The organism is Paucibacter sp. KBW04 (assembly GCF_003852425.1).
Lineage (GTDB): Bacteria > Pseudomonadota > Gammaproteobacteria > Burkholderiales > Burkholderiaceae_C > Paucibacter_A.
Window position 1 is genome coordinate 405865 of sequence record NZ_QAJN01000010.1, and the last position, 14529, is coordinate 420393.

The 14529-nt window shown below is 63.2% G+C and carries 14 protein-coding genes; 1 reads left to right on the top strand and 13 read right to left on the bottom strand.

Features of this window, described 5'->3' with window-relative positions; translation table 11 throughout:
* Window positions 1-280 precede the first annotated feature (280 nt).
* The 6 genes from asd to DBR47_RS13800 all read right to left on the bottom strand — a co-directional run bounded on the left by asd (window position 281) and on the right by DBR47_RS13800 (window position 5840).
* Window positions 281-1411 (bottom strand): aspartate-semialdehyde dehydrogenase, encoded by a 1131-nt coding sequence (gene asd / locus DBR47_RS13775; protein WP_124450932.1) that lies wholly within the window; start codon window positions 1409-1411, stop codon window positions 281-283.
* Between the two features lie 100 nt (window positions 1412-1511).
* Window positions 1512-2615, bottom strand: a complete 1104-nt coding sequence (gene leuB / locus DBR47_RS13780) for a 3-isopropylmalate dehydrogenase (protein WP_124450934.1) — start codon at window positions 2613-2615, stop codon at window positions 1512-1514.
* 26 nt (window positions 2616-2641) lie between these two features.
* The gene (leuD, locus tag DBR47_RS13785; RefSeq protein ID WP_124450936.1) at window positions 2642-3292 is read right to left on the bottom strand and encodes a 3-isopropylmalate dehydratase small subunit; all 651 of its coding nucleotides are present in this window, start codon (window positions 3290-3292) and stop codon (window positions 2642-2644) included.
* A gap of 54 nt (window positions 3293-3346) precedes the next feature.
* The gene (locus DBR47_RS13790) at window positions 3347-3487 is read right to left on the bottom strand and encodes an entericidin A/B family lipoprotein (protein WP_370454919.1); all 141 of its coding nucleotides are present in this window, start codon (window positions 3485-3487) and stop codon (window positions 3347-3349) included.
* An 11-nt stretch (window positions 3488-3498) separates the two neighbouring features.
* The gene (gene leuC, locus DBR47_RS13795; protein ID WP_124450938.1) at window positions 3499-4917 is read right to left on the bottom strand and encodes a 3-isopropylmalate dehydratase large subunit; all 1419 of its coding nucleotides are present in this window, start codon (window positions 4915-4917) and stop codon (window positions 3499-3501) included.
* On the bottom strand, window positions 4914-5840 hold the full coding sequence (locus tag DBR47_RS13800; protein ID WP_124450941.1) for a LysR substrate-binding domain-containing protein: 927 nt from the start codon (window positions 5838-5840) through the stop codon (window positions 4914-4916). Before DBR47_RS13800 ends, leuC begins: the two co-directional genes overlap by 4 nt.
* Window positions 5841-6015: 175 nt before the next feature.
* Here DBR47_RS13800 and DBR47_RS13805 point away from each other — a divergent pair, with 175 nt between their 5' ends.
* Window positions 6016-6885 (top strand): hypothetical protein, encoded by an 870-nt coding sequence (locus DBR47_RS13805; protein ID WP_124450943.1) that lies wholly within the window; start codon window positions 6016-6018, stop codon window positions 6883-6885.
* A gap of 18 nt (window positions 6886-6903) precedes the next feature.
* On the opposite strand, the gene DBR47_RS13810 is transcribed toward DBR47_RS13805, so the two are convergent.
* Genes DBR47_RS13810 through DBR47_RS13840 form a run of 7 tightly spaced genes read right to left on the bottom strand, consistent with a single transcriptional unit; the run spans window position 6904 to window position 14515 of the window.
* Complete coding sequence (locus tag DBR47_RS13810) at window positions 6904-7368, bottom strand: VOC family protein (protein ID WP_124450945.1); 465 nt, start codon at window positions 7366-7368, stop codon at window positions 6904-6906.
* 52 nt (window positions 7369-7420) lie between these two features.
* Window positions 7421-8680, bottom strand: coding sequence for an NAD(P)/FAD-dependent oxidoreductase (locus tag DBR47_RS13815; protein WP_197047060.1), 1260 nt, complete (start codon window positions 8678-8680; stop codon window positions 7421-7423).
* Window positions 8673-10748 (bottom strand): acetyl/propionyl/methylcrotonyl-CoA carboxylase subunit alpha, encoded by a 2076-nt coding sequence (locus tag DBR47_RS13820; RefSeq protein WP_124450947.1) that lies wholly within the window; start codon window positions 10746-10748, stop codon window positions 8673-8675. Before DBR47_RS13820 ends, DBR47_RS13815 begins: the two co-directional genes overlap by 8 nt.
* A 36-nt stretch (window positions 10749-10784) precedes the next feature.
* On the bottom strand, window positions 10785-11453 hold the full coding sequence (locus tag DBR47_RS13825; protein ID WP_124450949.1) for a hypothetical protein: 669 nt from the start codon (window positions 11451-11453) through the stop codon (window positions 10785-10787).
* A gap of 11 nt (window positions 11454-11464) precedes the next feature.
* On the bottom strand, window positions 11465-13006 hold the full coding sequence (locus DBR47_RS13830; RefSeq protein WP_124450951.1) for an acyl-CoA carboxylase subunit beta: 1542 nt from the start codon (window positions 13004-13006) through the stop codon (window positions 11465-11467).
* On the bottom strand, window positions 12999-14027 hold the full coding sequence (gene meaB, locus DBR47_RS13835) for a methylmalonyl Co-A mutase-associated GTPase MeaB (protein WP_124450953.1): 1029 nt from the start codon (window positions 14025-14027) through the stop codon (window positions 12999-13001). Before meaB ends, DBR47_RS13830 begins: the two co-directional genes overlap by 8 nt.
* On the bottom strand, window positions 14027-14515 hold the full coding sequence (locus DBR47_RS13840) for a GNAT family N-acetyltransferase (RefSeq protein WP_231512302.1): 489 nt from the start codon (window positions 14513-14515) through the stop codon (window positions 14027-14029). Before DBR47_RS13840 ends, meaB begins: the two co-directional genes overlap by 1 nt.
* Window positions 14516-14529: the final 14 nt, after the last annotated feature.

Sequence of the window (14529 nt, forward strand, 5' to 3'; positions counted from 1 at the left end):
CCCCCAGGGGTGCCGCCCGTTTCATTGATCAATTCTCGATTTTCAACAGCGCTCACTGGCCCATCCTGGTGCGCACGCTGCATTCGTCGTGCAGCTGAAATTCTCAACTGCGGCAAGCACATACGCATCGAAGCTCAGGTAAAGCCGCATAAGCACTCTTGACGCCCTGCAGATTGAACGCCGCTCGCCCGGATGTCGCAATTGGGCAACGGCTTTCAAAACACAAATGGCGCAAGCCCGAGCCAAGACTCGGCCTTGCGCCACCCTGGTCCTAAATCGCTCAGTTCGCCAGCAAGATGCGCAGCATGCGGCGCAACGGCTCGGCCGCACCCCACAGCAGCTGGTCACCGATGGTGAAGGCGCCCACATACTCGGGACCCATGGCCAGCTTGCGGATACGCCCAACCGGGATACCCATGGTGCCGGTCACGGCCACCGGGGTCAGATCCTTGATGGTGGCTTCGCGGGTATTGGGCACGACCTTTACCCACTCGTTATCGGCGGCGATCATGGCCTCGATGTCGGCCAGGGGCATGTCCTTCTTGAGCTTGAAGGTCAGGGCCTGGCTGTGGCAGCGCATGGCGCCGACGCGCACGCAGAAACCATCAACGGGAATCGCGCTGGAGCCGAAACCCTCGCCAAGACCCAAGATCTTGTTGGTCTCGGCCATGCCCTTCCACTCTTCCTTCGATTGGCCATTGCCCAGATCCTTGTCGATCCAAGGGATCAGGGAGCCGCCCAGGGGCACGCCGAAATTGGCGGTCTCGGCGGCGCTCAAGTTGCGCTGGGTGGCGATGACCTGGCGGTCGATCTCCAGGATGGCGCTCTTGGGGTCATCGAGCAAGGCGCGCACCGAGGCGTTCAGCGTGCCGTACTGCGTCAGCAGCTCGCGCATATGTTGCGCGCCACCGCCGCTGGCAGCCTGGTAAGTTTGGGTGCTCATCCACTCGACCAGACCGGCCTTGTAGAGCGCGCCTACGCCCATCAGCATGCAGGAGACGGTGCAATTGCCGCCGACCCAGTTCTTGCCGCCCTTAGCCAAAGCATCCTTGATGACCGGCATATTGACCGGATCGAGGATGATGACTGCCTCGGACTCCATGCGCAGCGTGGAGGCCGCGTCGATCCAGTGACCCGTCCAACCGGCCGCGCGCAGCTTGGGGAAGACCTCGCTGGTGTAGTCGCCGCCCTGGGCGGTGATGATGATCTCGCAGCGCTTGAGCTGTTCGATATCAAAGGCGCTTTGCAGCTTGGTTTCGTTCTTGGCCTGGGCCGGGGCGGCGCCGCCGGCGTTCGAGGTGCTGAAGAACAGCGGCTCGATCAGGTCAAAGTCTTTTTCCGCCGTCATGCGGTCCATCAGGACCGAACCGACCATGCCGCGCCAGCCTACCAATCCAACAAGTGTCGTCATCGCTATTACCTCTATCGCCCTAAAAAAGAAAAGTCTGCGGACTTCTTCTCCCCCGGCTCGTGTCGCCAGGGGTGTAGGGGCGAGACGAACCGGAGCTGAACTAGCCCTTAATGGTTTTGGTCATGGTGGTGGCGGCGTTCAAAGCTGAAACGACCGCATCACCCATCTCGCGCGTGCCCACCTTCTGGGTGCCCTCGCTCCAAATGTCTGGCGTGCGCAGACCTTGGGCCAATACAGCGGCGACAGCCGACTCGATACGAGCGGCAGCGACGGGCTGGTTGAGGGAAAATTTGAGCATCATGGCAGCGGAGAGAATTGTAGCCAAAGGATTGGCAATTCCCTTGCCCGCAATGTCGGGCGCGCTGCCATGGCTGGGCTCGTACAGGCCTTTGTTGTTCTTGTCCAACGAGGCCGAGGGCAGCATGCCGATGGAGCCGGTCAACATGGCGGCCGCATCCGAAAGAATGTCGCCGAACATATTGCCCGTCACCATCACATCAAAGCGCTTGGGCGCTTTGACCAGCTGCATGGCGGCGTTGTCCACATACATATGATCGAGTTCAACGTCGGGATACTCGGCGCCGACCTCAATCATGACGTCCTTCCAGAACTGGAAGGTCTCCAGCACATTGGCCTTGTCCACGCTGGTGACGCGACGGCCGCGCTTGCGGGCGGCCTGGAAGGCGACGTGAGCGATGCGCTCGATCTCCGGGCGCGAGTAGCGCATGGTGTCGAAGGCTTCTTCGCTGCCGGGGAAATGGCCGTCCACCGCGGTACGGCGGCCACGCGGCTGACCAAAATAGATGTCGCCGGTCAGCTCACGGATGATGAGGATGTCCAGGCCCGCCACCAACTCGGGCTTGAGGCTGGACGCATGAGTCAACTCCGGGTAGCAGATCGCCGGGCGGAAATTGGCAAACAAGCCCAGATGCTTGCGCAGGCCCAGAATCGCCTGCTCGGGGCGCAGGGGGCGATCCAACTTGTCGTACTTCCAGTCACCCACGGCGCCGAACAAAATGGCGTCGGCGTCCTTGGCCAATTGCAAGGTGGAATCGGGCAAGGGGTGGCCCGAGGCCTCATAGGCCGCACCGCCCACCGGCGCGTGCTCCAACTCCAGGGGCAAATCCAAGACCTTCAGGACCTTGACCGCCTCGGCGACGATTTCGGTGCCAATGCCGTCACCCGGCAAAACTGCGATTTTCATTTGCTGCTTTCTTTTGTCGGCCGGGCTCAAGCCACCAGGCGATTGTTCAACCAAGGCTTGGCGGCGATGCGCTCGGCCTCGTAACTGCGGATCTTGTCGGCGTAACGCAGGGTCAGGCCGATATCGTCATAGCCGCCCAGCAAGCAATATTTGCGGAAGGCCTGCACCTCAAACGGCAGCTCGGCGCCATCGGGCTTGACCACCACCTGACGCTCCAGATCCACGGTCAGCTGGTAGCCGGGGAAGGCATGCACTTCGTCGAACAGGCGCGCCACCTGAGCCTCGGGCAAGACGATGGGCAGGATGCCATTCTTGAAGCAGTTGTTGAAAAAGATGTCGGCAAAGCTGGGCGCGATCAAGGCGCGAAAGCCGTACTGCTCCAGCGCCCAGGGCGCGTGCTCGCGGCTGGAGCCGCAACCGAAATTGCTGCGCGCCAAAAGCACCGAGGCGCCCTGGTAGCGCGGCTGATTCAGCACAAAGTCGGGGTTGGGCTTGCGGCTGGCTGGGTCCTGGCCGGGTTCGCCGGCGTCCAGATAGCGCCATTCATCGAAGAGATTGGGGCCAAAGCCCGAACGCTTGATCGACTTCAGGAATTGCTTAGGGATGATCGCGTCGGTGTCGACGTTCTCGCGGTCCATGGGCGCAACAAGACCCTTGAGCACGGTAAATTTATCCATCGAATTCTCCTTGAGAGCCCCGGCCTGCAAACTGGTTTGCGAGCCGGCACCCGGTCATTTCTTCTTGCTGCTGTCTTCGATCTTCTCGCCCACTTTTTGCAAGTCGCGACCAAAACCGTTGACGGTATTGCAGCCAGCCAAGGGCGCCAGCAGGGCCAAGCCCAGCGCGCACAGCAGCAGTTTTTTCAGCATCATGGTTTGACTCCTCAAACGAGACGGCGCACGTCGACGAAATGCCCGTTCATGGCCGCCGCCGCCGCCATCGCGGGGCTGACCAAATGGGTACGACCACCGGCGCCTTGGCGGCCTTCGAAATTGCGATTGCTGGTGGAGGCGCAGCGCTCGCCCGGCTCCAGGCGGTCGGCATTCATGGCCAAACACATGGAGCAACCCGGCTCGCGCCACTCAAAGCCCGCGCCCTTGAAGATCACATCCAGGCCCTCGGCCTCGGCCTGCGCCTTCACCAAGCCCGAACCCGGCACAACCAAGGCCAGCTTGACGTTGGACGCCAGACGGCCGCCGATGCGGCGCACCACGGCGGCGGCCTCGCGCATGTCTTCGATGCGGCTATTGGTGCAAGAACCGATGAAGACCTTGTCGATGCGGATATCGGCCAGCGCCTTATTGGGCTCCAAGGCCATGTATTGCAAGGCGCGCTCGATGGCACCGCGCTTCACATCGTCTTTTTCCTTGTCTGGATCGGGCACGCGCTCGTCGATGGCCAGGACCATCTCGGGCGAGGTGCCCCAGGTGACTTGGGGGCGGATGTCGGCCGCGTTCAGCTCGACCACCGCATCGAACTTGGCGCCCGCATCGGAATGCAGACCACGCCAGTATTGAACCGCCTGCTCCAGCTCGACGCCGGTGGGCGTGAAGGGGCGGCCCTTGACGTAGTTGATCGTCGTGTCGTCCACCGCGATCAGGCCGGCGCGGGCGCCGGCCTCGATGGCCATATTGCAGACCGTCATGCGGCCTTCCATGCTCAAGGCGCGGATGGCCGAGCCACCGAATTCGATGGTGTAGCCGGTGCCGCCAGCCGTGCCAATTTTGCCGATGATGGCCAGCACGATGTCTTTGGCGCCCACGCCCTTGGCGACCTGGCCCTCCACCTTCACCAGCATATTCTTGGCCTTTTTGGCCAGCAGGGTCTGGGTGGCCAAGACATGCTCGACCTCGGACGTGCCGATGCCATGGGCCAGGGCGCCAAAGGCACCATGGGTGGAGGTGTGGCTGTCACCGCAAACGACGGTCATGCCGGGCAGCGTCGCGCCCTGCTCCGGGCCGATGACGTGGACGATGCCCTGGCGCTTGTCGCTCATCTTGAACTGGGTCAGGCCAAAGCGGTCGCAGTTCTGGTCCAGGGTGTCGACCTGCAGCTTGGAGATGGGGTCGGCAATGCCGCCGCTGCGGTCGGTGGTGGGCACATTGTGGTCGCTCACCGCCAGATTGGCGGAGATGCGCCAGAGCTTGCGGCCGGCCAGATCCAGGCCTTCAAAAGCCTGCGGGCTGGTCACCTCATGCAGCAGATGGCGGTCGATATAGAGCACCGTCGTGCCGTCGTCTTCGACGTGCACCACATGCTCGTCCCAGAGCTTGTCGTATAGCGTGCGCGGGGTGGCTGTCATGCTGGCTTCCTTGCTTTTTCGGTGGGATCAATGGTTCGAGATTGCGGGCACAAGGCCTCGACAAAACGTTGCAAAACGGTGGGCATGCGTTCCTGCCGGGCCACGCCAAGGCAGTAGTCGCGTGCGCCCCAGGCCTCGTCCAGGCGCAAGAGGCGAACCGCAAAAATACGGGAAAAGCGCTCGGCCGGCCCCTCGGGCAGCACGGCCACACCCAGGCCTGCTTCCACTAACTGGGCGATGGCATCAAAGCCGCGCACTTGCAGGCGGGCGTTCAAGGTGCGGCCCCGGGCCAGGGCCTGCTCGCGCATCAGCTCCTGGGCGGAGGCCCCGGCATGCAGGCCGATCAGGTCGTAGTCCAGCAAGTCACTGAAGGACACGGCCGAACGGGTGGCCAACTCATGCTCGGCCGGCACCAGCACCGCCAAACGGGCGGCACGGTAGAACCAATGCTCCAGGCGGTTGTCCAGCAGCGGCGGCGTAAAGATGCCCACATCGGCACGCCCCTCGGCCACGGCGGCCTGCACCTCGGCGCTGGTCAGGTCTTCCAGGCTGATGCGGATCTGCGGGTGGGCTTGCGAGAACGCCGCCAGATCGGCGGGCAGACACTCGGCAATAGCCCCGCTATTGGCGGCAATGCGCAGATGGCCTTTGATGCCGCGCGCAAACTCCATCACCTCGCTCTCCAGCGCATGCAAGGAGGCATGCAAGGAGCGGATATGACGCACCAGGGCGCGGCAAGCCTCGGTCGGCTCCACACCTCGGGCGCGGCGCTCAAACAGCTGCACGCCCAGGCGCGACTCTAGATCCGACACCCGCTTGCTGGCCGCGGCCAGGGCCAGATGCTCACGCGCCGCCCCCTTGGTGATGGAGCGCACTTGCTCTATCGCCAAGATGAGGTTGAGGGTGGTGAGGTCGAGTCGCATAAGCTGGGGTCTCGGCCGGATTATCCTTCGCAATTCAGCCGATACAAGCTTAATTCAACCCGCTCGATTCGCAATGCACGAAGCCTTGCTTGTTCAGGAATTGCGGCCCAATCATTTTGGCTATTCTGATCAGCGCTCAAAACCCCATGCCAAAGCCCTGCGCCCGGAGTTGCCCATGCCGATGAAACGCCGCGATGTCCTCAGCGCCGCCTGCGCGGGCACCTTCAGCCTGAGTTGCTGGGGCCAGCCCGAAGGCCAGGATCCGCGTGAGCTGACCTGGGTGGTCGAGAACTTCGAACCCTATTTCATCCAGACCGGGCCTTTGAAAGGCAAGGGCATTGGCGACCGAATCAATCAGTTCCTGATCGATGCCCTGCCCGAGTACCGGCACAAAATTGCCTACGTGCCGATCTTGCGCATCACCGAGGGGCTGAAGAAAGGTCAGCAGCAGGTTATCACCACTTATCTGAAGAATCCGGCCGATCTGGCCTTCACCCAGTACAGCATCACCAGCCTGGTGGTGCCGCCGCTAGAGCTGACGCTCAGGCGCCAGGACTGGCAGCGTGACTGGCGGGCCAGCCCACAGATTTCATTGCGAGCTTTTCTCGATGCCGGCAAGGTGGTGGGCCTGGCGGGGCGGCGTTTTTATGGCGACGGCATCACGCCCATCGTCACCGACCGGCAGCGCTACCCCAAGGGGGCCTACGTCCAGCAGTCCTCCCACTACCGCAAGCTGGCCGAGATGGTGGTGCAAAAGCATGTGGACGCAACGATTGGCTATGCCGCCGAGCTGAAGTACTTTGAGCTGAGCAGCCCCAACGCTGGCCAGCTGATCAGCCTGCCCATCGTCGAGGAGCCAAACTATCTCTACGCCTATGTCGCCCTGCCCAAAACGCCCTGGGGCGACCGGCTGCGCGAGCGCATCGACAGGGTCCTGAGTCAAAAGCGCAATACACCTGCCTACCGCGCCATCATGCTGGATTGGTTCACGCCCACACCGGCGTTCGAACGCGCCATCACGGCGCGCTTCAACTCATCTCTTTGAGGCGGCCAGCTTCGCCACTCAGGACAGCGCGGCGATCACCTCGGCCGGCGCCTGCACCAACTCGATCAGGACGCCCTCCCCGGCAATCGGGAACTCGGCATTGCTCTTGGGGTGGATGAAGCAGATATCAAAACCGGCCGCGCCTTTGCGGATGCCGCCCGGCGCGAAGCGCACGCCGTTGGCGGTCATCCACTCCACCGCCTTGGGCAAATCATCCACCCACAGGCCCACATGGTTAAGCGGGGTGCTGTGCACGGCGGGTTTCTTCTCGGGGTCGAGGGGCTGCATCAAATCGACCTCGACCTTGTACGGGCCGCTGCCGATAGCGCAGATGTCCTCATCCACGTTCTCGCGCTCCGAGACGAAATTGCCGGTGACGGTGAGGCCCAGCACATCCACCCAGAGCTTGCGCAAGGCGGCTTTGTCGGGGCCGCCGATGGCGATTTGCTGGATGCCCAGGATGCGATAGGGTTTCTGGCTCATGCTTAGCTCCAAGTTTTGGCTCGATTCAAACAAATAAAACAAAGGCCGCGCTTCACAGCTTCAGCCGCCCAAGCAGCCAGCCCGTCTTCACCCCGCTCAGCGTGGCGATGGATTGCTGGTGGACCAAGGGCAGGCGCCCACCCCAGCCAAAGAAACGGTCGCGCAAAAACGGGGCCAGGCGCTGATTGGACTGGAACATGGGCGTCAGCCCACGGCTGGCTTGGGAATAAAAGCGCAGATGAGCGCGGCGCTCGCGGCTGTAGCGGGCCAGCAGCGCAGGCCAGTCGAGCTGGCCCTGGTTTTGGCCTGCGCACAGACCCGCCAAGACATGGGCGTCGATCAAGGCTAGATTGGCGCCCTGCCCCAGCTGCGGGCTCATGCCGTGACCACAGTCGCCGATGGCCAGCACCCGCCCTTGATGCCAGTGGGCCATCTGCACGTCCGCGTAGCGTGCCTGACGCAGCTGGGCAGGGTCTTGCAAACCGCCCAACAAAGGCTCGCACAAGGGCAGCAGGTCCACCATCTCCTGCTTGAGCCGGGCCAGACCCTGCGCGCCCGCTGCTGCGTGCCAGCCCTGCACCTCGGCCAGGGGCAGGCTCCAGAACAGATTGACGCCAGCCGCTGCCTCTGGCGCATCGCCGAAATTGCGGCCCACCGGCATCAGGCCCAGCATCTGCCTCGCCCCGCGAAAGCGCTGACGCAGATCCAGCTCAGGGAACTGCGCCGGCCTGGGCAGCACCGTCCACAAAGCGCCGTAGGGAAAGACGCGGGCACTTTGCTTGACCTGCATCTGCTCCCGCAGCTTGGAAAAACTGCCGTTGGCCAGCAGCAAGGCGGCGTAGCTGCCCAGCGCCGTTTCACCGGCGAACAGGCGGACCTGCTCACCCTCCTGCTCAAACCGGCTAGCCGCGACACCGCAGCGCCAATTCACCTCGCTGGCCCGAAGGGCTTGCCACAACACACCCATCAAGGCCCCGCGCTGCACACCAAGCCCATAGGCCTGGGGCGAGAACCGGTGATAGCTCATATCCAGCACGGTGCGGCCGCTGGGCGTGTCGCCGAACAAGCGATCGACCTTCGCACCCAATCCCAGCAGCGGCTCCAGCAAGCCCAGCGCTTGCAAAACCTGCTGCCCGGTCGGCTGCAAAAGCAGGCCCGCGCCTATGGGCTGGGGCTCGGCCACCGCCTCAAACAGGTCCACGGCCAGGCCCTGCCGGCTCAAGGCCAGGGCCGCGGCGCAGCCCGCCACGCCCGCGCCGACAATGGCGATGCGTTGCGGCGAGCCGGCCCTCGTCGCCGAAGGCTTACTCAAATCGCAAAATCGGCTGATCCACCGACAGGCTCTCACCCGTCTTGGCCAGCACCTCGGCGATCTTGACGTCGCGCTCGGCGAGCAAGATGTTTTCCATCTTCATCGCCTCGATCACCGCCAGGCGCTCACCGGCTTGCACCGTTTGACCGGGCTGAGCCGCGATCTGCACCAAGAGTCCGGGCATGGGCGACAGCAAGAACTTGCTGGTGTCCGGCGGTGCCTTGTAAGGCATCAAGGCATGCAGCTCTGCCGCACGCGGCGACAGCACCGTGACCTCGATAGCCAAGCCATTGTGGTTGATGCGGTAGGCCAGCGGGTTCTTGGCCGTGCCGCGCTCGGCCTGGGCGCTGAAGGGCTTGCCATTGACCGTGCCGCTCAGCCGGATATCGGCCAGGCGGGAAACGCACTCGATGCGGTACTCACGCTCACCGATGCGGATGGTGGCCTGGCCGCTCTTGCCTGCGTACTCCGACACATGGACGGCATGACGCAAGACCTGACCCTTGGCTTGGTGGACGACAGCCACATAGTCGCTGTCCAGCTGCACCTCATGGCCCACCATCTGGCCGCTGATGCCGGCGGCGCGCTCACGCGTCTTGCGGCGCACAAACACCGACAGCGCCACCAGGAACAGCGGGTCCTCATGCGGCACGTCCTCGGCGCGGAAGCCGTCGGCGTAATGCTGGGCGATAAAGCCGGTGTTGAAGTTGCCGGACACAAAATCCGGGTGCGCCAGCAGGGCCGACTGGAAGGGGATGTTGCTGGAGATGCCGCGGATCACAAAGGCGTTGAGCGCCTCGCGCATTTTGGCGATGGCATCCAGCCGGTCGCGCCCATGCACGATGAGCTTGGCGATCATGGAGTCGTAGTACATCGGGATTTCGCCGCCGTCGTACACGCCGGTGTCGACCCGCACCCCACCAAATTGCCCCTTAGCGTAGGCCTCGCCTTGCAGGGTTTCGCGCCCCTGCTCCAGCGCTGCTGCCGGGGGCTGGTATTTCACCAAGCGGCCGGTGGAGGGCAGGAAGTTGCGGAAGGGGTCTTCCGCATTGATGCGGCATTCCATCGCCCAGCCTTCGCGCTTGAGGTCTTCTTGCTTGAAGGCCAGGGGCTCGCCCGCGGCGACCCGAATCATCTGCTCCACCAGGTCCAGGCCGGTGATGCATTCCGTGACCGGGTGCTCCACCTGCAAGCGGGTGTTCATCTCCAGGAAGTAAAAGCTCTGGTCCTTGCCGACCACAAACTCCACCGTGCCGGCGCTCTGGTACTTCACCGCCTTGGCTAGGGCCACGGCCTGCTCGCCCATGGCCTTGCGGGTGGCTTCGCTGATGAAAGGCGACGGCGCCTCTTCGATCACTTTTTGATGGCGGCGCTGGATGGAGCATTCGCGCTCCCACAGATACAGCACATTGCCTTGCGCATCGCCCAGCACCTGAATCTCGATATGGCGTGGCTCCTCGACGAACTTCTCCATGAAGACGCGGTCGTCACCAAAGCTGTTGCGAGCCTCGTTGCGGCAGCTAGTAAAGCCCTCGAAGCATTCCTTGTCATTGAAGGCGACCCGCAGGCCTTTGCCGCCCCCGCCCGCGCTGGCCTTGATCATCACCGGGTAGCCGATTCCCTGGGCGATCTTGACCGCCTCCTCGGGCGACAGAATCGGCTCGTTATGACCTGGGATGGTGTTGACCTGGGCCGCGCCCGCCAGCTTTTTGGAAGCGATCTTGTCGCCCATGGCTGCGATGGAATGGGCCTTGGGGCCGATAAAGACCAGACCCTCGGCCTCGACCCGACGGGCGAACTCTTCGTTCTCGCTCAGAAAACCGTAGCCGGGGTGGATGGCTTGGGCGCCGGTGCTCTTGGCCGCCGCAATGATCTTGTCCGCCACCAGATAGGACTCGCGCGAAGGTGCCGGGCCCAGCAGCACGGCCTCATCGGCCAGCTCCACATGGCGGGCGTCGCGGTCGGCCTCGGAGTAGACGGCCACGGTCTTGATGCCCATCTTTTGTGCCGTCTTGATAACCCGGCAGGCGATCTCTCCCCGGTTCGCGATCAGAATTTTGCTAAACATGGCAAGTCTCCAAACTCAAGTTTTTCAATTTGTTCTTTACTTGGGCAACACCAGCCGCCCTGCCAGACATTGCTCGGTCCAATCCGCCACCCGGCGGTCTATCCAGGTCCGGCCCTCGCCGGTCTTGGGCGCTGGGCCTTGGTAGGCAAAGGCCAGCATCAAGGGCGCACGCCGGGCTTGCTCGCTGCCGTCACCGAGGCCGCCATTGCGCGTCATATCGGCCAGGGCTTCCTTGCGGCTTTGGCCATCCACCCGGTAGAGCAGGACCACCGGCAGCGTCGCCAGATCAAACTCGCAGGCCGCCAGGCGCGGCAACACCGCCTCGCCGTAAATCCGCTGGGCACAGGCCGCAAAACCCTTGGCGGCCACGGCCTGGCTCTTGGCCTCGGTCCATTCGTTTTTGGCCGGGTCGTCGCCGGCCGCGCCAATCTGCAGCTTGGCTTCCGCCAAGGCGCTCTCTAGATCCTGTCCAAGCACCCCCTGCTGCAAGGCTGCTTGATCCAGCGCCTGGCGCGCCGCCTCATCACCCTGCACCGCAGGTGCAATCAACAAGGACTGCTCCAGCGGCAAGGCATGCATGGCGACGCAGGGCTTGGCCCGCGAGGGGCTAGGCGCTGCCAGGCTGAGCTGCGGCGCCTGGGCCATGGCGGTGCCAATCGCCGGTGCCAAAAGGACGGCAGACCTGAGCCAAAGCATCGGGCGCATGGATGCAGGCCTCACAGCGGCACGTTGCCGTGTTTGCGCCAGGGGTTTTCCAGCTTTTTGTCCTTGAGCATGGCCAGGCTGCGGCAGATGCGCTTGCGGGTCTCGTGCGGCTGGATCACATCGTCGATAAAGCCGCGTGCGCCCGCCACAAAGGGGTTGGCGAAGCGGGCCTTGTACTCGGCCTCCTTGGCCGCCAGCTTGGCCGGGTCGCCCTTGTCTTCGCGGAAGATGATTTCCACCGCGCCCTTGGCCCCCATCACCGCGATCTCGGCGTTAGGCCAGGCGAAATTGACGTCACCGCGCAGATGCTTGGAGGACATCACGTCGTAAGCGCCACCATAGGCCTTGCGGGTGATGACGGTGACCTTGGGCACCGTGCACTCGGCGTAGGCGTAAAGCAGTTTGGCGCCATGCTTGATGATGCCGCCGTACTCCTGAGAGGTGCCGGGCATGAAGCCGGGCACATCGACGAAGGTGATGACGGGGATGTTGAAGGCGTCGCAAAAGCGCACAAAGCGCGCGGCCTTGATGGAACTCTTGATGTCCAGGCAGCCGGCCAGCACCAGGGGCTGGTTGGCGACGATGCCCACCGTCTGGCCTTCCATACGGGCAAAGCCGGTGATGATGTTTTTGGCGTAGTCGGGCTGCAGCTCGAAGAAGTCACCGTCATCCACCACCTTGAGCAACAACTCCTTCATGTCGTAGGGCTTGTTGGCGTTGTCGGGCACCAAGGTGTCGAGCGAATAGTCCAGGCGGCTGGCCGGGTCGCCACCGTTGAAACCGGGGCGGCAAGGCGCTTTCTCGCGGTTGTTCAAAGGCAGGTAGTTGAAGAAACGGCGCAGCATCAGAATGGCTTCGACGTCGTTGTCAAAAGCCAGGTCGGCCACACCGCTCTTGCTGGTGTGGGTGGCCGCACCGCCCAACTCCTCGGCCGTCACCTCCTCGTGGGTGACGGTCTTCACCACCTCGGGGCCGGTGACAAACATATAGGAAGAGTCCTTCACCATAAAGATGAAGTCCGTCATGGCGGGCGAGTAGACCGCACCGCCGGCGCAAGGGCCCATGATCATGCTGATCTGCGGGATCACGCCCGAGGCCATCACATTGCGCTGGAACACATCGGCATAACCGCCCAAGGACGCCACGCCTTCCTGAATGCGCGCACCGCCAGAATCATTGAGGCCGATGACTGGAGCGCCGACCTTCATGGCCTGGTCCATCACCTTGCAGATTTTCTCGGCATGGGATTCGCTCAAGGCGCCGCCGAAGACGGTGAAATCCTGGCTGAAGCTGAAGGCCAGGCGGCCGTTGATCATGCCGTAACCCGTCACCACACCGTCACCGGGGATCTTGTTATCGGCCATGCCGAAATCCACGCAGCGGTGCTCGACAAACATATCCCACTCTTCGAAAGTGCCCTCGTCGAACAGCAGCTCCAGGCGCTCGCGGGCCGTCAGCTTGCCCTTGGCATGCTGGGCGGCGATGCGTTTCTCGCCTCCGCCCAGCCGCGCCTTGGCGCGCTTTTCTTCCAGCTGTTGTTGGATGTCATGCATTCTTGTCTCCAGAGTTTCTTTGAGCAAAAAGAGTGAGCAGTCGGCGCGCCGCGGTGGAGGCGGCGAGCTGGCCTTGCAGCACCTGGCCCATGGTAGGGCCCAGGGCTTGTTGAACGGCCGCATCGGCGGCAAATTCTTGTTTCAGCCCGGCTTGGATGCGCTCCCACATCCAGGCCGTCGCTTGTTGGCGGCGCTTCTCGGCAAAGCGTCCATTGGCTTGGCCCAAATCTCGGAATTCACTGACCGCCGACCAGAAACTGTCCAGGCCTTGGGATTTGAGCGCGCTGAGCTGCATCACGCGGGGATGCCACTGGGCTTGCGCCTCCTCATGGCCATGAAATCCCAAGAGCCGCAGGCTGGAAGTGATCTGCGCCTGCGCCCTCGTCGCCGCGTTCACATCCAGATCGGCCTTGTTGATGGCGACCAGATCGGCCAGCTCCATCACACCTTTCTTGATCGCCTGCAAATCGTCACCCGCGTTGGGCAGTTGCAAGAGCACATACATATCCGTCATGCCGGCCACCGCGGTTTCGCTCTGGCCCACGCCCACGGTTTCGACGATGACGATGTCGTAGCCCGCCGCCTCACAGACCAACATGGCCTCCCGCGTTTTTTCGGCCACGCCGCCCAGGGTGCCGCTGCTGGGGCTGGGGCGGATATAGGCGCGCTCGTGCATGGAGAGCTGCTCCATGCGGGTTTTGTCGCCCAAGATGGACCCGCCAGAAACGCTGCTGGAGGGGTCCACCGCCAGCACCGCCACCCGGTGGCCATGCGCGATCAGGAACAGTCCCAGGGCTTCGATGAAGGTGCTCTTGCCCACGCCGGGCACGCCGGAGATGCCAAGGCGTAGGGATTGTCCGGTCAGCGGCAAGATCTCGGTCAGCAAGTCGTCGGCCGCCAGGCGGTGATCGGGCCGGGTCGATTCCAGCAAAGTGATGGCCTTGGCCATGGCACGGCGCTGCACGGCACCGTTCCCAGAGAAAAGTGCGGTGCCCATGGGGCTGAGGGGTTTGCTGGCCATCATGCGCCAGGCCTTACGGCGTTAATGTCAGCCTCAGTGTCGGGCTCCCAGCGGTAGTCCAGATCGAACTCATGCTCGGCCACCTGCTGAAAGCCATGGCGCCGATAGAAGCGGTTAGCGTCGCTGAGCTTGAGTGCGCTGAGAGTGATGGCCAGGCCCTGGGCCCGTGCCTGCGCTTTGATCTGCGCCATCACCCAAGCACCGGCGCCCTGCCCTTGATGGCCTGGACTGAGATAGAGATGGCTCAGATGCAGGACGCCGTCCTGGGGCTTGAGGGTGAAAAAGCCGATGCGCTCCTCACCCTGGCCCGAACTTTTGACCAGATGGTGCATCCAAATCGGTTCAAAGCCTTCACGCAGCCGCGCCCGCCCGCGTGCGGGGTCAAAGCGGCCCAAGCGCTCCAGGCTGGGCTGCAAGGCCGCCATGCGCAGGCTCAGCATGGCCTCGAAGTCCTCTTCGCGCACCGGCTCCAAACGCCATGTTTGCATGGGCATCTTCAAAT